Origin of the sequence: Aeromonas sp. DNRA1, assembly GCF_963888745.1 — a bacterium.
In the GTDB taxonomy this organism is placed as follows: Bacteria; Pseudomonadota; Gammaproteobacteria; order Enterobacterales; family Aeromonadaceae; genus Aeromonas; species Aeromonas hydrophila.
Genome location: NZ_CAWPKQ010000001.1, coordinates 951510 through 975016 on the forward strand (window position 1 = coordinate 951510; position 23507 = coordinate 975016).

At 63.3% G+C, this 23507-nt stretch carries 19 protein-coding genes and 2 pseudogenes; 13 read left to right on the plus strand and 8 right to left on the minus strand.

The window, feature by feature from the left end; all coding sequences use genetic code 11:
• The first annotated feature begins 279 nt into the window (after positions 1-279).
• Positions 280-1293: pseudogene (locus AACQ43_RS04305) on the plus strand (ABC transporter substrate-binding protein).
• A 73-nt stretch (positions 1294-1366) separates the two neighbouring features.
• Here AACQ43_RS04305 and ligA read toward each other — a convergent pair.
• From ligA to AACQ43_RS04320, 3 genes are all read right to left on the minus strand, one after another.
• Positions 1367-3373, minus strand: a complete 2007-nt coding sequence (gene ligA / locus AACQ43_RS04310) for an NAD-dependent DNA ligase LigA (protein WP_168966128.1) — start codon at positions 3371-3373, stop codon at positions 1367-1369.
• A gap of 99 nt (positions 3374-3472) precedes the next feature.
• Complete coding sequence (gene zipA / locus AACQ43_RS04315; RefSeq protein ID WP_168966130.1) at positions 3473-4585, minus strand: cell division protein ZipA; 1113 nt, start codon at positions 4583-4585, stop codon at positions 3473-3475.
• 15 nt (positions 4586-4600) lie between these two features.
• Positions 4601-7975, minus strand: a complete 3375-nt coding sequence (locus tag AACQ43_RS04320) for an AAA family ATPase (protein WP_168966132.1) — start codon at positions 7973-7975, stop codon at positions 4601-4603.
• Positions 7976-8084: 109 nt separating this feature from the next.
• Between AACQ43_RS04320 and cysZ the strand changes: the two genes are divergently transcribed.
• Entirely contained in the window at positions 8085-8849 is a 765-nt protein-coding gene (cysZ, locus tag AACQ43_RS04325) for a sulfate transporter CysZ (RefSeq protein ID WP_011705142.1), read from the plus strand.
• 142 nt (positions 8850-8991) lie between these two features.
• Complete coding sequence (locus tag AACQ43_RS04330; RefSeq protein ID WP_011705141.1) at positions 8992-9606, plus strand: trimeric intracellular cation channel family protein; 615 nt, start codon at positions 8992-8994, stop codon at positions 9604-9606.
• Positions 9607-9700: 94 nt separating this feature from the next.
• On the opposite strand, the gene AACQ43_RS04335 is transcribed toward AACQ43_RS04330, so the two are convergent.
• The 4 genes from AACQ43_RS04335 to AACQ43_RS04350 all read right to left on the minus strand — a co-directional run bounded on the left by AACQ43_RS04335 (position 9701) and on the right by AACQ43_RS04350 (position 13077).
• Entirely contained in the window at positions 9701-9952 is a 252-nt protein-coding gene (locus tag AACQ43_RS04335; protein WP_168966134.1) for a DUF3862 domain-containing protein, read from the minus strand.
• Positions 9953-10044: 92 nt separating this feature from the next.
• On the minus strand, positions 10045-10590 hold the full coding sequence (locus tag AACQ43_RS04340) for a DUF882 domain-containing protein (protein ID WP_029301559.1): 546 nt from the start codon (positions 10588-10590) through the stop codon (positions 10045-10047).
• A 150-nt stretch (positions 10591-10740) separates the two neighbouring features.
• Positions 10741-12225: a L,D-transpeptidase family protein gene (locus AACQ43_RS04345; RefSeq protein WP_017408576.1), complete on the minus strand. Its 1485-nt coding sequence runs from the start codon at positions 12223-12225 to the stop codon at positions 10741-10743.
• A gap of 81 nt (positions 12226-12306) precedes the next feature.
• Entirely contained in the window at positions 12307-13077 is a 771-nt protein-coding gene (locus tag AACQ43_RS04350; protein ID WP_168966136.1) for a substrate-binding periplasmic protein, read from the minus strand.
• A gap of 325 nt (positions 13078-13402) precedes the next feature.
• On the opposite strand from AACQ43_RS04350, the gene AACQ43_RS04355 reads away from it, so the two are divergent.
• From AACQ43_RS04355 to AACQ43_RS04375, 5 genes are all read left to right on the plus strand, one after another.
• The gene (locus tag AACQ43_RS04355) at positions 13403-13948 is read left to right on the plus strand and encodes a hypothetical protein (RefSeq protein ID WP_168966138.1); all 546 of its coding nucleotides are present in this window, start codon (positions 13403-13405) and stop codon (positions 13946-13948) included.
• 56 nt (positions 13949-14004) lie between these two features.
• Positions 14005-15066, plus strand: a complete 1062-nt coding sequence (locus tag AACQ43_RS04360; protein WP_168966140.1) for a glycosyltransferase family 2 protein — start codon at positions 14005-14007, stop codon at positions 15064-15066.
• Positions 15063-15434 carry a GtrA family protein gene (locus AACQ43_RS04365; protein ID WP_168966142.1) on the plus strand — a complete coding sequence of 124 codons (372 nt, stop codon included), beginning with the start codon at positions 15063-15065 and terminating at the stop codon, positions 15432-15434. Before AACQ43_RS04360 ends, AACQ43_RS04365 begins: the two co-directional genes overlap by 4 nt.
• Positions 15434-16597, plus strand: a complete 1164-nt coding sequence (locus tag AACQ43_RS04370; protein WP_168966144.1) for a hypothetical protein — start codon at positions 15434-15436, stop codon at positions 16595-16597. The genes AACQ43_RS04365 and AACQ43_RS04370 overlap by 1 nt, the downstream gene beginning before the upstream one ends.
• A gap of 208 nt (positions 16598-16805) precedes the next feature.
• Positions 16806-18914, plus strand: a complete 2109-nt coding sequence (locus AACQ43_RS04375) for an alpha-amylase (RefSeq protein ID WP_168966146.1) — start codon at positions 16806-16808, stop codon at positions 18912-18914.
• A gap of 96 nt (positions 18915-19010) precedes the next feature.
• On the opposite strand, the gene AACQ43_RS04380 is transcribed toward AACQ43_RS04375, so the two are convergent.
• Positions 19011-19637, minus strand: coding sequence for a glutathione S-transferase (locus tag AACQ43_RS04380; RefSeq protein WP_168966148.1), 627 nt, complete (start codon positions 19635-19637; stop codon positions 19011-19013).
• Positions 19638-19795: 158 nt separating this feature from the next.
• Here AACQ43_RS04380 and AACQ43_RS04385 point away from each other — a divergent pair, with 158 nt between their 5' ends.
• From AACQ43_RS04385 to AACQ43_RS04405, 5 genes and pseudogenes are all read left to right on the plus strand, one after another.
• Complete coding sequence (locus tag AACQ43_RS04385) at positions 19796-20440, plus strand: response regulator transcription factor (protein ID WP_005303387.1); 645 nt, start codon at positions 19796-19798, stop codon at positions 20438-20440.
• A 7-nt stretch (positions 20441-20447) separates the two neighbouring features.
• Positions 20448-20553, plus strand: a pseudogene (locus tag AACQ43_RS04390) (LuxR C-terminal-related transcriptional regulator); the annotation flags it as partial.
• 91 nt (positions 20554-20644) lie between these two features.
• Entirely contained in the window at positions 20645-21226 is a 582-nt protein-coding gene (locus tag AACQ43_RS04395; RefSeq protein ID WP_168966150.1) for a TetR/AcrR family transcriptional regulator, read from the plus strand.
• A 71-nt stretch (positions 21227-21297) separates the two neighbouring features.
• Positions 21298-22167 (plus strand): alpha/beta hydrolase, encoded by an 870-nt coding sequence (locus AACQ43_RS04400; protein ID WP_168966152.1) that lies wholly within the window; start codon positions 21298-21300, stop codon positions 22165-22167.
• A 121-nt stretch (positions 22168-22288) separates the two neighbouring features.
• Positions 22289-23434, plus strand: a complete 1146-nt coding sequence (locus tag AACQ43_RS04405; RefSeq protein ID WP_024946021.1) for a patatin-like phospholipase family protein — start codon at positions 22289-22291, stop codon at positions 23432-23434.
• Positions 23435-23507: the final 73 nt, after the last annotated feature.

Genomic DNA, 23507 nt, shown 5'->3' on the forward strand with positions numbered 1-23507 from the left:
AAGGGAACAGCTTTTACACAGCTCAATAACACAACATATAGGGATTAAAAACGAATGTGGCCCTATATATGGTGTCTATTAGGCACCAAAGCGTGACCGTATTTCTTGATCCAGAACAGGTTTTGAAGCGAGTGGCGCAGTTCCCGACCAGTCACAAATGGCCCCATGCAAGACCCAATTCAAGCCTGATGCGGGCTGGCGCCCGATACCGGCCAGAGGGAAAAAGATTTCCCTTCCGACAATAATTGACCGGGACAGGTTTGCACCAAGATGGACATAATGAATGACAACTCCTCTTGTTCGATGGGAAGCGACATGACCAACCCGCTATTGCTGCTACTGCTGCTGTGTGCCCTGCCGTTGCGGTTGTGGGCGGCCGAAATCCTGGTGATCAGCAGCTACCACCCCGAATACCTGTGGGATCAGAGCTACAACGCCAGCCTGGCCGCCAACCTCAAGGGTGACCACCACATCAGCCACTTCTACATGGATACCAAACGCCGCCCCCCCGAGGAGTTCGATCAGATAGCAGAGCAGGCGCTCGCCTACTATCGCCAGGTGAAACCGGATCTGGTGGTGCTCGGCGATGACAACGCCATCAACTACCTGGCCAGCGACATCGCCTCCCTCGGCACCCCTGTGGTGTTTCTCGGCATGAACGAGAACCCGCGCCACAAGGGGCTGGTCGGCCACCCCAAGATCACCGGCGTGCTGGAGCGACCCCTGCTCAAACGCAACATCAGCGAGATGAGCCAGCTGATGGGGGGGATCAAGAAGGCACTGGTGCTGTTTGACTAGAGCAACGTGGCGCTCACCGCCATCCAGGATGAGTTCAAGACCCAGACCGAGCTGCGGGTCGGCCAGACCCGGGTCAACAGCCAGCTCCTTGGTGACTACAGCCTGTGGCAGGAGGCCGTGCTCAATGCCAAGCAGAGTGGTTATGAAGCCATCTTCATCGGCCTCTACCACACCCTCAGCGACGATCAGGGGCGCCATGTGGATGAGAACAGGTTGCTGGAGTGGACCAGCGCCCATAGCCCGGTGCCGCTGTTCTGTTTCTGGGAGTTTTCGGTGGGCAAGGGCAAGGCCATCGGTGGTCTGGTGCTGGATGGCCGCGATCAGGGGGCCAAGGCGGCCGAACTGGTCAACGCCATCCTGGCGGGCGCCCAGCCCAAAACCCTGGCACCACGCGCCGCCCTGCGTGGCGAGTATGTGTTCAGCAAGAGCGAGCTGGCCCGCTGGCAGCTCACCCTGCCCGACAAGTGGCGCTACAAGATCCTCTGGCGTGATTGAGCGCTGATCAGTGCCCCCATAACAAAGAACCCGGCCATGCCGGGTTCTTTGTTTATCTGGTTGACGCTGCGACTCAGCCCTGCAACGCCTGTTGCAGCTCCTCTTCACTCCAGACGGTGATACCGAGCTCCTGGGCCTTGGCCAGCTTGGAGCCTGCCGCCTCCCCCGCCACCAGCACATCGGTCTTGGCCGACACCGAGCCCGCCACCTTGGCCCCCAGCGCCTGCAGCGCCGCCTTGGCGTCGTTGCGCGACAAGGTGGTGAGGGTGCCGGTCAGCACGAAGGTCTTGCCGGCAAAAGGTTGATCGCTTGCCTCCTTCTTCTCGATGGCCGGCCAGTGGATGCCGGCGGCCAGCAGGGCCTCCAGCACCTCGATGTTGTGGGGCTGACGCAGGAAGTAGTAGACGTGCTTGGCCACTATGTCCCCCACATCGGCCACTTCCAGCAACTGCTCCACCGAGGCGGCGCGCAGGGCGTCCAGCGTGAGGAAGTGGTTGGCGAGGTTCAAGGCAGTCGCCTCCCCCACTTCGCGGATCCCCAGTGCAAACAGGAAGCGGGGCAGCGTGGTGCTGCGGGCCGCATCGATGGCCGCCACCAGATTGAGGGCCGATTTTTGCCCCATCCGCTCGAGCCCGGCCAGCTGGATGGCGTTGAGGCTGAACAAGTCCGCCGGGGTCTTCACCAGCCCCTTGTCCACCAGCTGCTCCACTATCTTGTCGCCGAGGCCGTCCACGTCCATGGCACGGCGGGCGGCGAAGTGCTTGATCGCCTCCTTGCGCTGCGCCTCGCAGAACAGGCCGCCGGAGCAGCGAGTCACCGCCTCTCCCTCCAGCCGCTCCACCGCCGAGCCGCACACCGGGCACTCGGTCGGGAACAGGATCGCGCGGGCATCCGCCGGGCGCTGCGCCTCCACCACCGCCACTATCTGCGGGATCACGTCCCCGGCCCGGCGCACGATCACGGTGTCGCCAATCATCACGCCAAGACGCTCAATCTCGTCGGCATTGTGCAGGGTGGCATTGGAGACGGTGACGCCGCCGACGAACACCGGTTTGAGCTTGGCCACCGGGGTCACGGCGCCGGTGCGGCCGACCTGGAACTCGACGTTCTCAAGCTCCGTCATCTCCTCCTGGGCCGGGAACTTGTGAGCGGTCGCCCAGCGCGGGGCGCGGGCCACAAAGCCCAGCTCCTCCTGCAGGGGGATGGCATCCACCTTGTAGACCACGCCATCAATCTCGTAGGGGAGCTCGCCACGGCGCGCCAGGATGTCGTCGTGGAACGCCTGGCAACCGGCGGCCCCCTCTTTGAGCTTCACTTCCGGGCTGAGCGGCAGCCCCCACTCTTTGAGCTGATTGAGGCGACCGAAGTGAGAGCCACCGAGCTGCTCGCCTCCCACCCCCACGCCATAGGCGTAGAAGGCCAGCGGGCGGCTGGCGGTGATGCGCGAGTCGAGCTGACGCAGGCTGCCGGCGGCGGCATTGCGCGGGTTGACGAACACCTTCTCGCCGGCGGCCAGCGCCTTGGCGTTCATCGCCTCGAACCCCGCCTTGGGCATGAACACCTCGCCACGCACCTCCAGCCTTGCCGGCCAGCCCTCGCCACGCAGGGACAAGGGAATGGCCTTGATGGTACGCACGTTCTCGGTGATCTCCTCACCCGTGGTGCCGTCGCCCCGGGTAGCGGCCTGCACCAGCTGGCCGTCCACATAAAGCAGGCTCACCGCCAGACCGTCCAGCTTGGGTTCGCAGCAGAAGGTAAAGCTCACCTCCCGCTTAAGGCGATCGCGCATGCGCTGTTCGAAGGCCTGCAGCTCTTCGCCGCTGAACACGTTGTCCAGGCTCAGCATGGGGATCTCGTGGCGTACCTGTTTGAAGGCGGTCAGCGGCTGGCCCCCCACCCGCACGCTCGGCGAGGCCGGCGTCTTCAGCTCGGGATGCTCGGCTTCCAGCGCGATCAGCTCGCGCATCAGCCGATCGTATTCGGCGTCCGGCACCGTGGGGTTGTCCAGCACATAGTACTGATGACCGTACTCGATCAGCAGCTCACACAGTTGACGGTGGCGGGAGAGGATATCGCTCATGAAAAAGTCTCGAAGTGTGATGGAAAAACCGGCCAGCGGACCAATAAAAATGCGGCACCTGGGTACCGCACTTTTTATTCATTCGACCCGCATGGCGTATTAGTCGCGACTGGCCTCGTAGGCGGCCAGCTCATGCCGGTAACGGGCGATGGTTTCGTCGCTCAGCGGGCTGCGCTCCATATCGGTCAGCATGGCATCGAGATCGCTTGCCAGCTGATCGGCGGCCTGCAGCATGTCCTCGAAAGCAAACGCAGCGTTGCTGCGCAGCGGCAGCTGCATGAAGAGCGACACGCCCGGGGTGGCGAACTGCTCCATCCGGTACGGGTTGAAGGTGCCCGGCTTGACCATGTTGATCATGGAGAAGAGCACTTCACCCTTGCCGTTCGGGTCTTCGTGACGGTGGAAAATATCCATCTCGCCAAACTTGAAGCCCAGCGCCAGCAGGGAAGATAGCAGGGTGGCCCCTTGCAGATCGTGACCCGGACGGCCCATCAGGTTGATGACATAGACATCCTGCCAGATCTTCTCGACCGGCGCAGCACGCACCGGCTCTTCATAGATGGGCTCCTCGTAGGCAGGCTCGGGGGCTGCATGACGGGGCTGTGCCTGGTATTCGGGAGCGGCGACCGGGGCCGGCTCGCGGGCACCGAAAGTGGGTGCAGTCGCGTAGGCGGGCTCGACCAGCGGCTCTTCGTCCAGCGGTTGCAGCAGCGGCTCGCGCTGGGGACGGGAACGGTGGACCGGGGTACGGCGAATGACCTGGGCGGGCTTGCGCACCGGCGCGGCAGGCACTTCCTCGACGGCTGCGGCAACCGGCTCCTCGAACTCCTCCTCGTCTTCTTCATAGACGGGGGGCGGCGGCACGGGGCGGGCGGCAGGTTTGCGTACCACGGGCGGCGGCAGATCGGCATCGTCATCTTCATCATCGAAGGCGGGCGCAGGCGCACGACGGCTGACTTCCGGCTGGCGTGGCTCATCATGGTGGAGTTTGGGCTCGGCACGACGGCCACCGCTGACCACTCGCACCTGACCGATGCCATCGCTGTCGAAGGCGTCGTTGTCACGATCCCGTGATTTGGATTCCATCCGGCCCAGAGGTTTCTCTTTGATCGGTGCCTGACGATTCTTTCTGTTGCTCCACAACCCGTGAATGAGCAATGCCGCGATGGCAATACCGCCCAGGGCAACCAAGATGTAACGCAATTCCTGCATTAGCTGCTTCTCTTTCTAGTTTTGCTCAGCCAAAGCGACGGCTTCACCGATATCGACCGACACTATGCGCGAAACCCCGGGCTCTTGCATCGTGACGCCAACCAGCTGCTCAGCCATCTCCATGGAGACCTTATTATGACTGATGTAAACGAACTGTACTGTGCTCGACATCTCTTTGACAAGAGAACAGAAGCGACCGACGTTCACTTCATCGAGCGGTGCATCCACCTCATCCAGCAGACAAAATGGTGCTGGGTTGAGTCTGAAGATGGCAAAAACCAGCGCAAGTGCGGTTAACGCCTTCTCCCCCCCGGAAAGCAGGGCAATGGTAGCATTCTTCTTACCCGGAGGTCTCGCCATGATGCTCACTCCGGCCTCCAAAAGATCATCGGAGGTGAGCTCAAGCCAGGCACTGCCCCCCCCGAACACTTTCGGAAAGAGGGATTTTAAATCTTCGTTGACCTTATCGAAAGTATCCCGGAACCGTATTTGTGTCTCTTTATCAATTCTTTTAATGGCTTGGCTCAAGGTTTCCAACGCCTGTTCCAGATCCTGACACTGGTTTTCCAGGTAGCTTGAGCGGGTTTTCGCCTCTTCATACTCCTCCAGTGCCGCCAGGTTGATGGCGCCAAGCGCCTCCACCTGTGCCTCCAGGGTCTGGATCTCCTGGCGCAGCTTGCCGCGATCAGCGGCAATCAGCACTGCCTGATCGAGATCCACCAGCCGCACACCCAGCTCTTCGAATTGCTCGTGCAGCCCCTGTCGGCGCGTCAGGTTGCGTTCACGCTCAAGGCGCAGGGTCGCCAGCTTCTCCTGAATGTGCACCAGCTGCTTGTGATCGGCGCTTCTGGCCTGCTCCAGTTCGGTCAGCTGACGCTCCAGCTCTGCGAGCCGCTGATGACAGGCAAGCTGCTGCGCCTCAAGATTGCGCTGCTCGGCCAGCAGGGGCGACAGATCCTGACCCGGCGCAGCGCCCGGCTCCTTGAGCTCGGCCAGCTCCAGCCCGAGGCGGGCCAGCTCCTGTTCGCGCAGGGCGATGAGCTGGCGCAGGTTCTGCTGCTCCAGTTGCAGCCGCTGGCAGGCGGCCTGCTGCTGCTCCCGGCGCAGGCGTGCCTCCTCCAGCGCCCGCTCCGCCCCGCTCGCCTGCTCCTGGGCGAGCAGCAGCGCCTCGGCAAGCGCCTCGCCCTGCTCCTGCAGCTCGCCAAGGGCCGCTTCACCCTGCTCAAGCCGCTCCCCGGCCGACGCCAGCCGCTCGGCCTCCTCGGCCTGCTCTTGCGCCAGTCGTGCCAGCTCTTCCCCCAGCTGGCCGAGGCGCTGCAACCGCTCCTGCCGCTGCCCCTCGCGCAGGCTCCAGGCTTCGCGCAGTTGCTGCCACTGCTGCTCCTGCTCACGCAGGGTGCGCTGAGCCAGCTCATGGGCGCCGTGCAGCTGGGCCCGCGCCGCATCGGCGGCGGCAAGCTGCTCATCGAGCCGGCGCAGCGCCTCCCGACCTGCGGCCTGCTCGGTGTGCAACCGCTCACGTTCGCCGAGCAGCGCCAGGGTCCCGAGAGCCATGCCCTCCCCCAGATCCGCCCAGTTGGGACCAAACCAGTCGCCAGCAGGAGTGAGCAGCGACTCACCGGCCGCCAGGCTCGGCTGGCGGGCCAATGCCGCCTCCCGGCTCTCCACCAGCCAGATGGCATTGAGGAAGGAAGGGATGTGCTCGCCGCCCAGCTGCGCCGCCAGGGTACCGGCAACCGCCGGCTGGGCCTGGCCGATCCAGAGCCCGGATTGCGTCAGATTGCACTCATCTGCCGGGGTGGCGGTGAGCCAGCGACCGAGCACCTTGTCCAGCCCTCGGGCCCACTTTGGGGGCACCTGCAGCCGATCCGCCAGGGTGGCGCCCGCCATCTGCTCCCCCAGGATCTGATCCAGGGTGGCGAGGCGAGCCTCCAGCTCGCGCAGCAAGCCCTGCTGGTGACCCTGCTCTGTCTTGAAGGCTTCGTGACGGTCCACGGCGGTCTGCCACGCCGCTTCGGACTCCTCATGGCGGGCGCGGGAGAGCGAAAGCTCCGCCGCCAGCGTATCGAGCGCCGGTTGCAGGTTCTCCCCTTCCCCGCCAAGGGGCCCGGCCTGTTCATCTTCCAGCTTGAGACGGGCCAGCCGGGTCTTGGCCTGCAGCTCCTGCAGACCGTTCACCTCGGCGCGGGTCTGGTTGAGCCGCCCCTGTAACTGTCCCAGCTGCTGCTGCCACTGCTGCTGGCGCTGGCGCGCCTGCTCGAGCCGCTCGGTCGCCGCCGCCCGCACGCTCTGCTGGTCGGTAAGCAACTGCTCACACTGCTCTAAGCGCGCCGATGCGACCTCGCCCTGCAACGTGCTTTCGCTCAGCTGTTCCAGCTGGCCGGCCAGTTGGGACTTGAGCCCCTCGATACGCTCGCTGAGGGCTTGCCGCCTTGCCTGCCAGTCGCGGCCAAGCTCGCTCTGGTGCAGTTGCTGCTGCTCGAGACGGGCGATGGCCTGCCCGCCGAGAAAAATCTGTTGCTGGCGGCTGGCCTGCTCGGCCTGCGCCTCCTGGCGAGCCACCGACAGGGTGACGTGACGCCCCTCGTCGGCGGTGCGCTTGGCATCGAGCGCCGCCAGTGCCTGTTCGGTCTGGGCCAGTTCGGTCTTGGCCTCGCCGAGGCGCGTCTCCAGCGCCCACAGTTCCGAGCCGATCAGCTCGGCGCGGGCGGCGCGCGAACGGCTCTTGAGCTGCTTGTAGCGCTCGGCGGTCTCGGCCTGGGCCTTGAGATGCTCGAGGCGTGAGCCCAGCTCGCCGCGGATGTCACCGAGGCGCTCCAGGTTCTCCTGAGTATGGCGGATGCGCTGCTCGGTCTCGCGGCGCCGCTCCTTGTAGCGGGAGACCCCGGCGGCCTCTTCCATGAACAGCTTGAGATCGGCGGGGCGGGACTCCACCAGCCGGCTGACGGTGCCCTGTTCGATGATGGCGTAACTGCGGGGCCCAAGGCCGGTGCCGAGGAAGAGATCGGTCACGTCCTTGCGGCGGCACTTCTGGCCGTTGATCTGGTAGTGGTTGGAGCCGTCGCGCAGCACTTCGCGGCGCACCGAGATCTCGGTAAAGCGGCCGAACTCGCCGGGCACCCGGTTGTGGGGATTGTCGAACACCAGCTCCACCGAGGCACGGCCGTGGGCACTGCGGTTGACGGAGCCGTTGAAGATGACGTCGGTCATGTTTTCGCCACGCAGATGGCGGGCGGAGCTCTCCCCCAGCACCCAGCGCACGGCGTCGATGACGTTGGATTTGCCGCAGCCGTTGGGGCCCACCACGGCGGTCATGTCGGCGTTGAGTTCGATGCGGGTCGGCTCGACAAACGACTTGAAACCGGCGAGTTTGATCAATTTCAGACGCATGGCGGCCTATGTGGGTAACGAAATAAAGAGGAGGCGGGCAGGCGACTTTACCAAATCAAAAGCTTGTTTGTAATATGCAGGCAGTTTCCCATGAATAGATGGAGCTCAAATGAGCCACTCACCCCGTATGGTAAAAGACTCGATCAGCGGCGCAGACTACTTCCTGCGCGGCTTCTCGCTCATTCGCCAGCCCGGCATCCGCACCTTCGTGCTGATCCCTCTGCTGGTCAACTTCGTGCTGTTTGCCGGCGCCTTCTACGCCCTGCTGCTGCAGCTGGACGGCCTGTTCGGCTGGCTGCACCAGCAGATCCCGAGCTGGCTCGACTGGCTGGACTATCTGCTCTGGCCCATCGCCCTCATCACCATCCTGGTGGTCTTCTCCTTCCTGTTCAGCTCGGTGGCCAACTGGATAGCGGCCCCCTTCAACGGCCTGCTGGCGGAGAAGGTGGAACAGGCCCTCACCGGCGAGACCGTCAGCGATACCGGCATGCTGGACATCGTCAAGGACGTGCCGCGCACCTTCGGCCGCGAGTGGACCAAGCTCAAATACTACCTGCCCAAGGCCATCGGCTGCCTGATCCTGTTCCTCATTCCGGTGGTGGGCCAGACCCTGGCGCCGGTGCTCTGGTTCCTGTTCAGCGCCTGGATGATGGCGATCCAGTACGTCGACTATCCGTTCGACAACCACAAGATCGACTTCATCACCATGCGCGACGCCCTCAAGCAGCGGCGCGGCAAGTGCCTGAGCTTCGGCGCCCTGGTCACCCTCTTCTCCGCCATCCCGGTGGTGAACCTGTTCGTGATGCCGGTGGCCATCTGCGGCGCCACCGCCATGTGGGTCGATCACTACCGCGCCGAACAGCTCAGACGCTGAGTCGGTTGGCGGTGACAACGGGGCTCCCTTGGGGGCCCCGTTTCATTTTTGCATTATAAAAAATAATGCATAGCCTTCATTGCTTGTCCCCTATAGCGCGAGTTGATAGGATGCGGGGCTTTCTCGCACCCTGGGATATCTCATGTTACATGCACTCTTCTTGCTGGGCCTGGTGGCCGAAGGGATGACAGGCGCGCTGGCCGCGGGCCGGCGACGGATGGATCTGTTTGGCGTGGTGATCATCGCATCAGCGACCGCCATCGGGGGCGGCACCATTCGCGACGTGCTGCTGGGCCATTACCCCCTGCTCTGGGTCGAACACCCGGAGTATGTGCTGCTGGTCGCCGGCGCGGCCATGGCCGGCGTCATCTCGGCGCCGCTGATGCGCTACCTTGGCAAGCTGTTCATGGCGCTCGATGCCCTGGGGCTGGTGGTCTTCTCCATCTTCGGCGCGGCAAGGGCGCTGGAGATGGGCCACGGTGCCGGGATCGCCTGCATCATGGCTGTGGTGACGGGGGCCTTCGGCGGCGTGCTCAGAGACCTGCTCTGCCAGCGCATTCCGCTGGTGTTTCGCCGCGAGCTCTATGCCGCCATCTCGCTGGTGACGGCCGCCATCTACTGCCTGGCGCTGGATCAGGGCCTGCCCAACGACTGGGCCGCCTTCGGCGCCATCGGCATCGGCTTCGTGCTGCGGCTCCTGGCGGTGCGCTTCAAGTGGGGGCTGCCTACCTTCCACTACCAGTACGCCACGCACTGAGCGCGCCAGCTTCTGGCAAGCCGGTACGGATTGCAGCCAACAAAAAAGCGCCGGTCAGGCGCTTTTTTATATGGGCAACGGGGCTGTGGCTGCCTCAGTTGATCCCTTCCGAGCTGAAGAAGGTCGCCTTGTCGGCGATGAAACGGATCTTGATGTTCTTGCCCTCGTCGCCCCAGATGCAGCTGGTGGTCCCCAGCACATCGTCACAACGCTCGGCCTTGCCGAGGATGCTGCTCGCCTCGGCGTAGCTGATCCCCATCTTGAGCTTGTCGTAGTTTTCACGGTTGAGCTTGCCGCAACCGGTCAGCAGCAGGGCAATCAGCCCGCCAAGCAAAATATGTTTCATCTGGTTCTCCTCTGCATGGTGTCCAGAGCCTACCAGCTCGGCCACCCCGCTGACCAGTCACCCGCCGGGCAGCTGTGGCCGGCAGCCGGCCGTTACCAGCTGCGCACCGGCCCGGTGTCGAGGTGCACGAAGTTGTCGCTCGGGTAATAACCGACGCCGCCCACCTTGAGATGGAGCGCCGCCTTGCGCAGGTGCGCCAGCTGTACTCCGGGAATGCGCACATCCACCGCCTGCCCCAGGGTATGGTAGCTGTGCTTGGCCACGGCGCGGCTGCGGCTGCGCTTCTGGCGATTGGTCACGGGGGAGCGATAGCCCGAGATGAGCTGGATTTCACCGTGACGACCCAGCTTGTGCTGCAGCAGGTAGAGCTGGTCGAACAGCTTGCGGTCGATGTTGAACACTTCGTTGCGACGATAGTCGCGAAAGATGTGGTTGAGCTCGGCCAGCCCGTCTTTCAGGTAGCGGCCATCTTCCCAATAGCTGGCGCGCACCCGCTCGCCGGTATTGAGATTGAAGAAACTGAGTTCACGTCCTGCCGTACTGCGGCTCGCCGTGGCGGGGAAGGACAGCAGCGAGCCCCCCAGCAGGCAACCGGCACCCAGCAGCAGGCGACGTCGGCTTATCTCTTGATCAAGCATCCCTTGTCCGTCCATCGCTATGTTGAGGTGAAACCGTTGAATGAATTTGATACAGGCGCTTGAAACTACCCGCCGAGCCGGCCGCTGTCAAACCGCAAGGGGCCATGAAAAAGCCCGGCACAGGCCGGGCTTTTCACTCTGTGGCGAGGATCACAGCAAGCGACTCTGGTAGCTGACTCGATCAAATCCATAGATGTCGTTGCGCAGTTGCTGACGTCCATCCTCGTCGATCCAGCTGCTCCAGTAGACGGTGAATACCGGGATCGGGGTGGTCAGCGGCAGCCACTTGGTCTGGGTCTCTTTCAGGATGCTGGCCACCTTGTCCGGCTGGTAGCGAGAGTCTGCCAGCAGCAGCTCGGCCAGATCGTCGGCATGCTCCACCCGGATGCAGCCGGAGCTGAAGGCTCGCGCACCCTGCTCGAACAGCGCCTTGCGCGGGGTGGAGTGCAGGTAGATGGCCTCGTTGTTGGGCAGATAGAACTTGTAGCGACCCAGTGCGTTGTGATCGCCCGGCTTTTGCCGCAGCCGGTAGGGGAAGCCGGACGCCAGCGCCTGCTGCCAGCCCTCTTCGGTGAACTGCACCGGATTGCCCTCGCCGTCGATCACCTCGAACTGCTCGCGATTGAGGTAGGCGGGATCCCGTCCCAGCTTGGGCAGAATGTCCTTGCTCAGGATGGAGCGCGGCACGTGCCAGGCTGGGTTCAGCACGATGGAGCGGATCTCGCTGGCGAGGATCGGGGTCGCCCGCTGCTCCTTGCCCACGATCACCCGGCTGGTGAATACCTCGTTGCCGGACTCCACCACGCTCAGCCGATAGTCGGGGATGTTGACCAGCACGTAGCGGGCGCCGGAGAGCTGATCCACCAGGTCACGTCGCCACAGGTTGCGCAGCAGCAGGCTGGCGCGCACCTCGGGTCCGGTATTGAGCCAGCTGCGGGTCTGCCGGCCTATGATGCCGTCGGCGGTCAGGCCGTGGCGGCGCTGGAACTGCTTGACGGCCTGCAGAGTCTCGGCGTCGTAGGTGGCATCGTCATGGCGCGGGGCCGTGTCACCCAGCTCGTTGAGGATGGAGCGGATCTGGCCCAGTTCCGGGGAGACCTCGCCGGCCCGCAGGGTCGGCATGGTGAGGGTCGGCCACTTCTTGGCCATGGGCAGCGCCAGCAGCTTGCGCACTTCTTCGCGCACCGCGTCATATTCCGCGACCTGGGGTCTGAGCTGCCTGACCTGCTCCAGCAGGTTGTCGCCGGCCGGCTCGTGGGCCAGCGGCTTGCTGAGGTTGAGCTTGAGGGTCTGCATCTGCTCGCGGGAGACCAGATCCATGGCCCGCCACGCCTGCTGGAACCGGGCCAGCTTGCCAAACGCCTCGTCATAGAGGGCGCCACGCTGATCCGCCGGCTTGGCCTGCAGCTTCTTCCAGAGCGTGTAAAAATCCGGGTGCAACTGGGCCAGCACGGCTTCCTGCAGTTGCAGCTCCAGCTCACGCCTGGCCTGCTCCGCCGTGCTGTTCTGATACCAGTCGTGCTGCATCGCAGCATTGCTTACCACCACCTGGCCCTCGCTGGCCTGTACCATGGCCGCCGGCCAGCAGCCCAGCCAGATCAGGTTTGCCAATGCCAGCCAATACTTCTTCCCCATGCTTACCTCAAGATCGGTTCACTTCAGCCTGTCAGACCCGGCGGTCAAGGCGCTCATGATGCGTGAATGCCCGCGACTTTACTAGCTGGCGGGCGCGTAGCGCCGCCAGATAATGTCATACTCATTTGTTGCTTTAAATTCAGCCAGCTCGCGATTGAACGCGCTGACAAATTCGGGTGACAGCCGCTTCTTGCTGAACATGAAGAAGGTCGGCGCTTCATATACGGCCATGGTGTGGGGGACGATCAGATCGCTCAGCCCCTCCTCCTTCAAGCCCCAGGGGGTGGCTAGCACATCGCCGAGAAAGCCGTCGATGCGCCCCAGTACCAGCTTGCCATAGTTTTGCTCGTCATTGACCACGCTCACCTGAGCGGCATAACGGCGCAGCAACTCGCTGATCTTGGCCCCATAGTAGTAGTCCTTGGTGATGCCCAGGGTATGGCCGCTGGCCAGCCAGCTTGCCAGATCGGTTTCGGGGTAGGAGGATGACTTGCGGATCCAGAGCGCGCTGCGGCCCGGATTGTAGGCATCAGAGAACCAGGCATAGCGGGCGCGGTCCTCATTGAAATAGGCCTCCATGGCGATGTCGACCGAGCCCAGCGACAGACCGTGCAGCACCCGCTTCCAGGGCATCTCCACATAGCTGGCCTTGCAATCGAGCCGCTTGAGCATGGCGGTGAGCGCCTCGACGGCAAAGCCGCGCAGCTCCTTCTGCCCGGCCGCCGTGCCGTCGTAATAGTGATAAGGCGGCCAGTTGTCAAAACCGACCCGCAAGGGCGAGGGACACAGACTGTTTGCCGAGGCCAGCGGCGCCAGCAAGCAGAGCATCCAGCAGCAGAGTTTCAGCTTCATGGGTCATCCTTGACTGCGTGATACGCCATCATAAATCGGCCTAGGCAAAATGGCGACAGATCCTGCCACAGCGATGCAGGCTTCCGGCCGTGTGAGCGGCGCCCTCATTTATGCTTGTCGAAGCCGGGCCTAAATGCGCCTGGCCTGCACCGGCTCTCCGACTCGCCAGGGCAGGTAAAATACGGGAACAGCAACATTTGGAACACCAGCCGGAAAGGGGTTAATATGTGACCAAATATATTTTTGTGATCCACTATGCTTTTTTTGCAATTGGATTAGCATATGCGCGAAATCAGCCTACAAACCGTGAGGCGCAGAGAGTGATATGACGTACAAAAAGTTTGGTTTTCTGACCGCCATCATGGCGCTGAGTGGTTTCTACCTTTATACCCTCTACCTGGCCGCCCACCCCAACGTGAGCCTGGCCTACAAGCTCTATTACCTGGAAGGCAAGACCCGCTTCTGGGAGCACAACTCCAGCATGACCTATCAGCCTGGCAACGAGCTCAATCTGACCAAGCCGAGCCGTTTCCTCTCCAGCGAAGGCTGGGCCAAGAAACCGAGCGCGGACGGCACCGAACTGAGCGGCCAGGGCGGCCTCTACTTCGTGCTGCCCAAGCAGCAGGCGCAGCCGGAACAGCTGACCATCCAGGCCCGGATCAACAGCCCGCAGGCCGGTGCGCTGCTCAAGGTGGCGCTGGGTCACGATTTCACCACCACCGTCAAGCTGGCCAAGGCCGGCATCAACGAGATCCGTCTCAGCCTGCCGGGCGAGTCGCTGACCTCGGACCCCAAGCGTCCCAACTTTCTGGCGCTCTCTGCCCCGACGCCGCTCAATGTCCAGTCGGTGCGCTTGACCGTCGCCCAATAAGACGTATTCTCCAATACGCTGTTTTATAAAATAATTTTCCAAATAAGGAAGTTTTCATGTCGCATGCCGATTTTCGACTCTCTCTGATCGTTCCCGTTTACAACGAGGAAGAGAGCATAGATGCCTTCATCAACGCGATAGATAACGAACTGGCGCCGCTCAAGGATCAGCTGGAAATTGTATTCGTCAACGACGGCAGCCGCGACCGCACCCGTGAGGTCGTCGAGCAGGCCATCGCCCGCGACCCGCGCGTCACCCTGGTCAACCTGGCCCGCAACTTCGGCAAGGAAGCGGCCATGACCGCCGGCCTGCATCACGCCAAGGGTGATGCCGTGGTGCCGATGGACGTGGATCTGCAGGATCCGCCCGCACTCATTCTCGAATTCGTCAAGCTGTGGCAGACCGGTGACTACGACACCGTCTACGGCATCCGGGTGGATCGCAGCGCCGACACCCCGATGAAGCGCCTCACCGCCGGCGGCTTCTACCGCTTCTTCAACGCCCTCTCCACCAGCACCAAGCTGCCGGAGAACGCCGGCGACTTCCGCCTGATCGACCGCAAGGTGGTCGAGGCGATCAAGCAGCTGCCGGAGCGCAACCGCTTCATGAAGGGGCTGTTCGCCTGGGCCGGTTTCCGCGCCGTCGGCGTCCCCTACGAGCGCCCCGCCCGCCATGCCGGTGAGACCAAGTTCAACTACTGGAAGCTGTGGAACTTCGCCCTCGACGGCCTGATGAGCTTCTCCAGCTGGCCGCTGCGGGTATGGAGCTACGTCGGCGTCGGTGTCTCCTTCGTCGCCTTCCTCTACATCCTCAAGATCGTCACCCAGGTGGTCTTCTTCGGCATCGACGTGCCGGGTTACGCCTCCCTGATGTCGGTGGTGCTGTTCCTCGGCGGCATCCAGCTGCTGTCGCTCGGCATCATCGGCGAGTACATCGGCCGCATGTTCGTGGAAGTGAAGCAGCGCCCCGTCTACCTCATCGAAGGGGTGTATGGCCAGTATGCCAAGCAGGATGAAGAACCGAAGCAAGACGCCGCCACCGGCATCAAGAAGAGCGCCGGCAAGAAGGCTGCTGCCGCGAAAGCCGCTGATGATCAGCAGGAGCAGGCTTCTCAATGATCTCCCGCGAGGAATTCTGGCGGCTGGTACGTTTCGGGTTTGTCGGCGGGGGTGCCACCCTCGTCGATCTGGGCACCTCCATCGCCCTGTTTCACACCTGGCCCACCATCTCGGAGCACTTGGTGACGACGCTGGCCTTTGCCATCGCCTTCTGGTTCTCCTTCTTCGGTCACCGTTACATCACCTTCCAGAAACAGGGTGCCGCCAGCAAGTTCTTGCTGGTCGCCCTCTTCTCGCTGGCGGTGCGTAACCTGATATTGAGCGGTCTGCTGTTTGCGGGTCTTTCCGGTCTGTTGCCGGTGGCGATCGCCACCCTGACAGTCACCGTGCTCACCTACCTCCTCTCCAGGATCTGGGTATTTGCCTGATGAATGACATGACTACCTCCATCCCCCCTGACAATGCGGGCCCCTATCGCCCGTCACTGGCCATCAGCAGCCGTGACTGGCTGATGATCATCGCCGCCTTCGTACTGAGCCGGGCCGCTCTCTACGGCATGGGCTATTTCGGCGTCCAGCTCTACGGCTCCCCCGACATAGGTCCGCTGCAGGCCTATTGCCAGTTCGACTGCGTCTGGTTCCAGCGCATCATCGAGAACGGCTACGATCTCTACCCGCGCTGGCTGAGCAAGGGCAATGCGGCCAACTGGGCCTTCATGCCGCTCTACCCGATGATCTCCGGCACCATCTCCAGCCTGCTCAACGTCGAGAGTCTGATCGGCCTGATGCTGGTGGCCAACCTGGCGTTTTTCATCAGCCTGCCGCTGATGCTGCTGGTGCTGCGCCAACTCAAGCTGGGTGACGACACCGCCCGCTTCGGCGTCTGGCTGCTCGCCTTCTCCCCCTTCTCCGCCTACTTCGTCTCCGGCTATACCGAATCGATGTTCATGGCGCTGATGCTGGGCATGTTCCTGTTCGCCTATCGCCAGCAGTGGCTGATGGTGGCCCTGCTCGGCGTGTTCATCTCCGCCACCCGCAACCTGGGGGTGATGATGGTGTTCCCGGTGCTGATCCTGGCGCTGCAGGCCTACGGCTGGCGCGAGTTCTTCCGCTTCACCGAGCGCGCCTTCAAGGTGGTGTTCACCCTCTGGATGATCCCGCTCGGCCTGTTCGCCTACATGTTCTACCTCTATCACCTCACCGGTGATGCGCTGGCGTTCAAGCACATCCAGGTGGCTTGGGGCCGTTACATGGACAGCCCGCTGGACTGGTGGCTGAGCGGCTTCGAGCTGGGCGGACGCAAATCCTACCTCTCCATCATGGTGATGTTTGGCTGGGCTCTGAACCTCTATCTGTTCAGCCAGAAGCGCTGGGCCGAGGCGACCCTGATGTTCATCTGCTGCACCATTCCGCTGATGACAGGGCTCAACGCCATGCCGCGCTACATGTTCGGCCTCTATCCGACCATGCTGGCAATCATCCTGCTGACCCATCGCTGGCCGGCCATTCGCCCGGCCGTGCTCTGCCTGAGCGGCATGGTGGCCTCCTTCATCGCGGTGGCCTTCGTCAACTTCAAGTTCTTCACCGTGTGACGAAGGTGGCAATGCAACAAGCCGGTCTATCGACCGGCTTTTTTTATGGGCGCGACACCCCGCTCACACTTTTCCATTCTTGAAAACGTAACCATTTGAACTGATGTCACAAATCGACGGTTTGCCTGTCCAAGCCCGCCCTCATGCCTCCTAGAATGAGCCCCATTGACGGCAATCTGGTCCGCTTAACCCCAGCAAGGAATGGCTTATGCGTCGCACTCCCTCGGTTTCTCCCCTCTGGCTAGCCCTGCTGGCCAGCCCCCTCTTCCTCCATCAGGCCATGGCCGCCGAGGTGCGCCTCTACGTGGATGACCAGCCGGTCGGCGCACCGATGACGCTGGACAAGGGAGCGGTGCAGATGACCCATCCGCTCACCAAGGGGAACCACCAGATCCGCATCAGCGACGCGGGCAACAGCTGCGGCACCAGCTTCGGCCCGAGCGAGGCCAAACCGCTCCCCTTCGGCACCGCCCAGCCCATGGACAAGTGCAGCAAGGGGCAGCACTTCAATCTGCGGGTGATGCTGGCGGGGGACTATCAGTTCACCTTCAACCCGGATACCCCCAGCCTCAAGGTGCTGCGAGCCACCAAGAAGAGCGAATTCAAACGCCAGCCGCCAGCGGAGCCCTGCATTAGCTGGGATGGCGGCCCGGTCACGGTATCCCTGAAAGGAGTCTGGCCCGACGGCACCCAGCTGCGGGACGCCTACTCCGGCCAGCAAGGGGTGGTCAAGGGCGGCAAGCTGACCCTGACGCCGAGTAAAGAGAGCGGCGGCCTGCTGCTGCTCGAACCGGTCAAGGCGGCCACAGTGGCCCCCTTCAGTTGGGATCAGGCGAGCGTCTATTTCCTGCTGACCGACCGTTTCAACAACGGCGATCCCGCCAACGACCACAGCTTCGGGCGCCAACAGGACGGTCAGGATGAAGTGGCCACCTGGCACGGCGGCGACTTCAAGGGGCTGACTGCCAAGCTCGATTACATCAAGCAGCTTGGCATCAACGCCATCTGGATCACTCCCATGGTGGAGCAGGTGCACGGCTTCATCGGCGGCGGCGAGCAGGGCAACTTCCCCTTCTACGCCTATCACGGCTACTGGGCGCTCGACTTCACCAAGATCGATCCCAACTACGGCGACGAAGAGAGCCTGAAGACCCTGGTGGACGAGGCCCACAAGCGCGGCATGCGCATCATCCTCGACGTGGTGATGAACCACGCCGGCTACGCCACCCTCGCCGACCTGCAAGATCTGGGGCTCACCGATCTCACCCAGAACACCGGCAAACTGCCAGCCCGCTGGAACCAGTGGCAACCGAGCGGCGGCCTCAACTGGCATGGCTACAACCAGTTCATCGACTACCAGTCGCCGAAGTGGGACCAGTGGTGGAGCGGTGACTGGGTGCGGGCCGGCCTGCCCGGCTACCCGCAGCCCGGCACCGACGATGTCACCGGCTCGGTGGCGGGGCTGCCAGACTTCCTCACCGAATCGACCAAGTCGGTGGGGCTGCCGCCGCTGCTGGCGGCGAAAAAAGATACCAAGGCCAAGGCGCTGCCCAACGCCACCGTGAGCGACTATCTCATTGCCTGGCACACCGACTGGGTGCGCCGCTTCGGCATCGACGGCTTCAGAGCCGACACCGTCAAACACCTGGAGCCCGAGGTGTGGGCCCGCCTCAAGCAGGCCGGCACCACCGCCCTCAAGGAGTGGAAAGCCGCCAACCCGACCAAGAAGCTCGACGATCTGCCCTTCTACATGGTGGGCGAGGTGTGGGATCACGGGGTAGCCAAGGATTTCTGGTACCGACACGGCTTCGATTCCCTGATCAACTTCGACTATCAGCGCGAGTTCGCCCTGCCTCAGGCCCAGTGTCTGGCCAGCGCCGAGCCCACCTATGCCAGCTACGCCAGCCGCATCAATCAGGATCCCGAGTTCAACGTGCTGAGCTACATCAGCTCCCACGACACCAAGCTGTTCTTCGGCGACTATCAGGACGTGCCGCTGCAGCGCCGGGTTGCCAGCAGCTTCATGCTGCTGCCGGGCGGTATACAGGTCTACTACGGCGATGAGTCCGGCCGCGGGCTCGCCAAGGATGGCGGCGTGTTCGATCAGGCACTGCGCTCGGACATGAACTGGCAGGAGCTGGCCGGCGGCGAGAAGGCCGAACTGGTCAAGCACTGGCAGCGGCTCGGCCAGTTCCGCGCCGCCCACCCGGCGGTAGCGGCGGGCAGCCACAAGAAACTGGCCGACAGCCCCTATGCCTTCGTGCGGGAGAAGGGAAATGACAAGGTGGTGGTGGTGTTCGCCGGCCGCCAGCCATAATCCAGCTTAAGGAATCAACCCCAAACAGAAAGGGGAGCCAGTGGCTCCCCTTTCTGTTTACTCCAGCCGTTCAAACAGGCGGTTGTGCCCGCGGGCTCACTGCGGCTGACGAGCGGTCGCCGGCCACTGCAGGCGTGCCTTGACCAGGGTCTGCTGCCACAGCGGCCAGGCCAGCAGCGCCTGCTGATAGGCACCCGCCTGCCCGGGCAGCTGGATGCCGTAGCTCGCCAGCCGGTAGGCCATCACCGCATAGAAGGCATCGAGGATCCCCGCCTCGCCAAAATAGAAGGGGCCTCGCGCCTGGGACCAGATGGTCTGCAGCCGGGCCAGCTCGCCGATGGCCTCCACCGGCGGTTCGCTGCGGGTCGGGGCGCCGAGGAAGAAGGGCAGCAGGGTACGGATCTGGCGAAAACCGGCGTGCAGCTCGGCGCAAAGACTGCGGGCCAGCGCCCGCTCGGCTCGCGCTTCGGGATAGAGCCGGCGCGCAGGGCAGAGCTCGTGCAGGTACTCGGCGATGGCCAGCGAGTCGTGTACCCGCACGCCGTCGTGATCGAGCCAGGGCACCAGGCCGGCGGGGGCCAGCCGCTTGAGCCGCTGCAGCTCCTTGGCATCCTCCAGGTCGAACACCTGCTCCTGCCACTCCAGCCCGCTCATGGCCAGCACCAGCGCCGCCCGCATCGCCCAGGTGGAGCCCGTGCCCACCGTCAATACCAGAGATCCCATCTATTGCCTCCTGCATGGGTTGTTCTTGACCATCCCATCTGCCCCAATGGCACGACATCCGACGGTCGCTTCACATTTGCGCGCCGGCAGGTTTGACCCTCTCCGGGAGCGGTGCTAGTTTGATTTTCCAAAACAATCAGTTAGCAACAATGTGAGCAATGGACAGCCAATTTACCATCGTCATCGCAGATGACCACCCCCTGTTTCGGGGCGCCCTCTATCAAGCGGTGCACATGGCCATCGACGATGCCCAGCTGCTGGAAGCAGACTCCATCGACAGCCTGGCCCACCTGCTGGGTGAGCACCCGGAAGTCGACCTGCTGCTGCTCGATCTCAAGATGCCGGGGGCCAACGGCTTCTCCGGTCTCGCCCACCTGCGCGGCCAGTATCCCGACCTGCCCATCGTGGTGGTGTCAGCTTCGGAAGAGCCTGCCATCATCCAGCAGGTGCTGCGACTCGGCGCGCTCGGCTTCATCCCCAAATCGGCGCCGATGAAGGAGCTGGTCAACGCCCTAAATACGGTGATCGGGGGTGACAACTGGGTGCCGGCCGGCATCTCGCTCCATCCCGAACCCTGTGAGGGCGCCGATTTTGCCAGCAAGCTGGCCAGCCTCACCCCCCAGCAATACAAGGTGTTGGTGATGCTGCGCGACGGCAGCCTCAACAAGCAGATCGCCTGGGAGCTCAACGTCTCCGAGGCCACCATCAAGGCCCACATCACCGCCATCTTCAGAAAACTCGGTGTCAAGAACCGCACCCAGGCGGTTATCGCCCTGCAACAGATGGATATCAAGGACGACTGAGCCTCTTGCCACCATCAAGGCCCACATCACGCCCATCTTTCAGAAAGCTCGGCGTCAAGAACCGCACCCAGGCGGTCATCGCCCTGCAGCAGATGGATATCAAGGACGACTGAGCTCGCCTCATCTCCTCTTGCAGACCGATTCGTCGCTCGACAAATAGCACGGTCGTACTTTATGCTGCCCCGGTCAATGAAGGAGAGTACGATGAGCAAGGGCCGGCGGACCCGCGACAACATTTTGCAGACTGCGTTCGAGCAGGCGAGCCAGCAGGGGCTGGAGAGCCTCACCATCGGCTCCCTTGCCAGCGCCTGCGAGATGTCGAAAAGCGGCCTGTTTGCCCACTTCCAGTCCCGCGACAACCTGCAGATCGCCGTGCTGGAGTACGCCGCCGAGGTGTTCCGAGAGCGGGTGATCCAGCCGGTGCGCCAGCAGCAGCACGGCAGCCAGCGAGCGAAGCTGACGGCCCTGCTGCAGGCCTGGCTGGCATGGAACCAGTGCTTCGCCGGCCGCTGCATGTTCCTCGACGCCTGGACCTCGGCTCAGGAAGGTGAGGTGCAGCAGGCCGCCCGCCAGCTGGTGCGCTTCTGGCTCGACTACCTGGCCCGCCAGGTGGTGCAGGGACAGAGCGAGGGCGAGTGGCGCAGCGACATGGACCCCTGGCGCGCCGTCTATCGCCTCTATGGCCTCTATCTGGCGGATCAGGTGTTCAATGCCCTCGCTCTGTGTCAGGATCCGGCCCGCCACTTCTGGCCTGAAGTGGAGTTGCTGCTGGATGGCTGGCGCTGATGGATTGACCTCTCTTTTTTAAAACCGACAAAAAAGCACGACCGTTCGCACATAAAAACCACAGGATGACCATGAGCAGCAAGATCTACTTCAACACCCGCCGCTTCAGCCCGAGCAAATGGCTGCTTGGCCTTGGCACCCGCTTGCATCACACCCTGGCCCCCGCTCATGCCAAGCGCACCGCCAGCAAGCTGCTGCTCACCCCCCAGCGCAACCAGCGGGATGACACGGCGCCGGCCGGACTGGTCAAACAGGCCGTGCACACCAGCGAAGGCCCCCTGATGAGCTACCGACTCGGCCAGGGGCCGGTCTGGCTGCTGATGCACGGCTGGTCAGGCAGCGCCGGCCAGTTCTACCCCCTGATGAGCCACATCGCCGCCCAGGGCTTCACGGCCATTGCCTACGATCACCCGGCCCACGGCCACAGCGCCGGCCATACCGGCCACCTGCCCCGCTTCGTGCGCGCCTTCGACGAACTGGTGGAGAAGATGACGGCCGAGTGTGGCCCGCTGCAGGGCGTCATCGCCCACAGCATGGGGGGCGCCGTCACCCTCTCCAGCCGCCGACGCGAGCTGGATGCCCTGCCGCTGCTGCTCATCTCGCCGGTGCTCGACTACGTGCCCCAGCTCTACGGCATGGTGGCGCGCTCCGGCTACTCCATCCGGCTGTTCGATGCGGTGGTCAAGGAGATTGAGCAGGAGTACCAGCACCCCCTGAGCACGGTCGACCCGCTGGGGCGGCTCGCCGGTCGCAGCGGGCCCGCCATCATAGTGCACGACGAGGAGGATCGCTTCGCCCCGCACGGCGATTCCCTGCGCGCCACTCAGGATGGTCGCACCCGGCTGGTGAGCACCCGCGGCCTCGGCCACGGTCGCATCCTCGCCAGTGCTCCCGCATTCGCCGCGTTCGATCAGTTGAGCGCCGCCCGCCGCGCCAACTGAACAGCCTCAAAAAGGGCCTAAAAAAAATGGTTGGCAGGCCTGTTTTTATATTTGATACAGCGTCTTATAGTTAAATTGCTCGGTGGCAACACCCCCAGTGGCATGCATAAGGCGCAGTATCATGGCCAAACCCAACACAGCTCTTCTGTTGACCGGTGGTGGTGCCCGCGCCGCCTATCAGGTCGGCGCCCTCAAGGCGATCGCCGAGTTCTATCCCCGCAATCTCGGCATTCCGTTTCCCATCCTGTGCGGCACCTCGGCCGGCGCCATCAATGTCACCGCGCTGGCCTGCTACGCCTCCTGCTTTCATCTGGGGGTGCGCAAGCTGGAGTGGGTCTGGCGCCGCTTCGAGACCCACCACATCTTCGACTTTCACCCGGGGCGTCTGTTGTGGCGGCTGATGTACGAGGGCTCGGCCGGGCTCATCAATCCCCACACCAACCACGCCTTTCACCTGTTCGACAATGCGCCGCTGCGCCGCCTGCTGGATCAACTCATCGACTATCACCGCATCGACGACAACATCCTCTACGGCAGCCTGGAGGCGCTGGCCATCACCGCCTCCGACTACGACGATGGCCTCTCCACCACCTTCTTTCAGGGGCGAGCCGAGCACCTGCCGTGGGAGCGGGCCAGACGGCGCGGGCTGCGCACCCTGCTCACCTCGGATCACCTGCTCGCCTCCTCGGCGCTGCCATTCGTCTTCCCGGCCACTCACATCGGCGACAAATTCTACGGCGACGGCTCCATCCATCAATTGAGCCCGCTCAGTCCCGCCATCCACCTGGGGGCGGAGCGGATCCTGCTGATCACCCTGGATCCGCCGGCGCACACGGCACCCACCTTCCACCATGGCCACCTGACCAGCTCCAACATCGCCAGCCACCTGCTGGATACCGTCTTCACCGACACCCTCAACTCGGATCTGGAGCGGTTGTGGCGCATCAACCAGACCCTGGATCTCATCCCGGAGCGGGAGCGCAACCGGTTGAAACTCAAACGGGTGGAGACCTGCGTGCTCAAGCCGAGCCAGGATCTCGACCTGCTGGCGCTGGCCTATCTGCGCAAGCTGCCAGTACACCTGCGCCGCCTGCTGCGGGTACTGGGGGTGACGGGGGACGAGACCAGCAGCCTGGCCAGTTTCCTGATGTTCTATCCCGGCTACTGCCAGCAGCTGATCAAGCTGGGCTACCTGGATACTCTGAACGAGCGCCGGCGGGTCGAAGCGTTTCTGGGGATAGAGGAGATGGTACCGGTCGAAGCCTGAAATGGCCTCTTGAGGGTGGGCCGGCACGCCTACCAGCAAGCGGCTCATTCATCTTCGGCGAGGATAAATACAC

What these genes read in the sequence shown, in the direction of transcription:
- AACQ43_RS04370 (WP_168966144.1), top strand. Translation starts at nt 15,434, where the DNA reads ATGAATGACATGACTACCTCCATCCCCCCTGACAATGCGGGCCCCTAT.
- AACQ43_RS04330 (WP_011705141.1), top strand. Translation starts at nt 8,992, where the DNA reads ATGTTACATGCACTCTTCTTGCTGGGCCTGGTGGCCGAAGGGATGACA.
- AACQ43_RS04350 (WP_168966136.1), bottom strand. Translation starts at nt 13,077, where the DNA reads ATGAAGCTGAAACTCTGCTGCTGGATGCTCTGCTTGCTGGCGCCGCTG.
- zipA (WP_168966130.1), bottom strand. Translation starts at nt 4,585, where the DNA reads ATGCAGGAATTGCGTTACATCTTGGTTGCCCTGGGCGGTATTGCCATC.
- AACQ43_RS04345 (WP_017408576.1), bottom strand. Translation starts at nt 12,225, where the DNA reads ATGGGGAAGAAGTATTGGCTGGCATTGGCAAACCTGATCTGGCTGGGC.
- AACQ43_RS04405 (WP_024946021.1), top strand. Translation starts at nt 22,289, where the DNA reads ATGGCCAAACCCAACACAGCTCTTCTGTTGACCGGTGGTGGTGCCCGC.
- AACQ43_RS04385 (WP_005303387.1), top strand. Translation starts at nt 19,796, where the DNA reads ATGGACAGCCAATTTACCATCGTCATCGCAGATGACCACCCCCTGTTT.
- AACQ43_RS04320 (WP_168966132.1), bottom strand. Translation starts at nt 7,975, where the DNA reads ATGCGTCTGAAATTGATCAAACTCGCCGGTTTCAAGTCGTTTGTCGAG.
- AACQ43_RS04335 (WP_168966134.1), bottom strand. Translation starts at nt 9,952, where the DNA reads ATGAAACATATTTTGCTTGGCGGGCTGATTGCCCTGCTGCTGACCGGT.
- AACQ43_RS04340 (WP_029301559.1), bottom strand. Translation starts at nt 10,590, where the DNA reads ATGCTTGATCAAGAGATAAGCCGACGTCGCCTGCTGCTGGGTGCCGGT.
- cysZ (WP_011705142.1), top strand. Translation starts at nt 8,085, where the DNA reads ATGAGCCACTCACCCCGTATGGTAAAAGACTCGATCAGCGGCGCAGAC.
- AACQ43_RS04365 (WP_168966142.1), top strand. Translation starts at nt 15,063, where the DNA reads ATGATCTCCCGCGAGGAATTCTGGCGGCTGGTACGTTTCGGGTTTGTC.
- AACQ43_RS04355 (WP_168966138.1), top strand. Translation starts at nt 13,403, where the DNA reads ATGACGTACAAAAAGTTTGGTTTTCTGACCGCCATCATGGCGCTGAGT.
- AACQ43_RS04400 (WP_168966152.1), top strand. Translation starts at nt 21,298, where the DNA reads ATGAGCAGCAAGATCTACTTCAACACCCGCCGCTTCAGCCCGAGCAAA.
- AACQ43_RS04395 (WP_168966150.1), top strand. Translation starts at nt 20,645, where the DNA reads ATGAGCAAGGGCCGGCGGACCCGCGACAACATTTTGCAGACTGCGTTC.
- AACQ43_RS04380 (WP_168966148.1), bottom strand. Translation starts at nt 19,637, where the DNA reads ATGGGATCTCTGGTATTGACGGTGGGCACGGGCTCCACCTGGGCGATG.
- ligA (WP_168966128.1), bottom strand. Translation starts at nt 3,373, where the DNA reads ATGAGCGATATCCTCTCCCGCCACCGTCAACTGTGTGAGCTGCTGATC.
- AACQ43_RS04360 (WP_168966140.1), top strand. Translation starts at nt 14,005, where the DNA reads ATGTCGCATGCCGATTTTCGACTCTCTCTGATCGTTCCCGTTTACAAC.
- AACQ43_RS04375 (WP_168966146.1), top strand. Translation starts at nt 16,806, where the DNA reads ATGCGTCGCACTCCCTCGGTTTCTCCCCTCTGGCTAGCCCTGCTGGCC.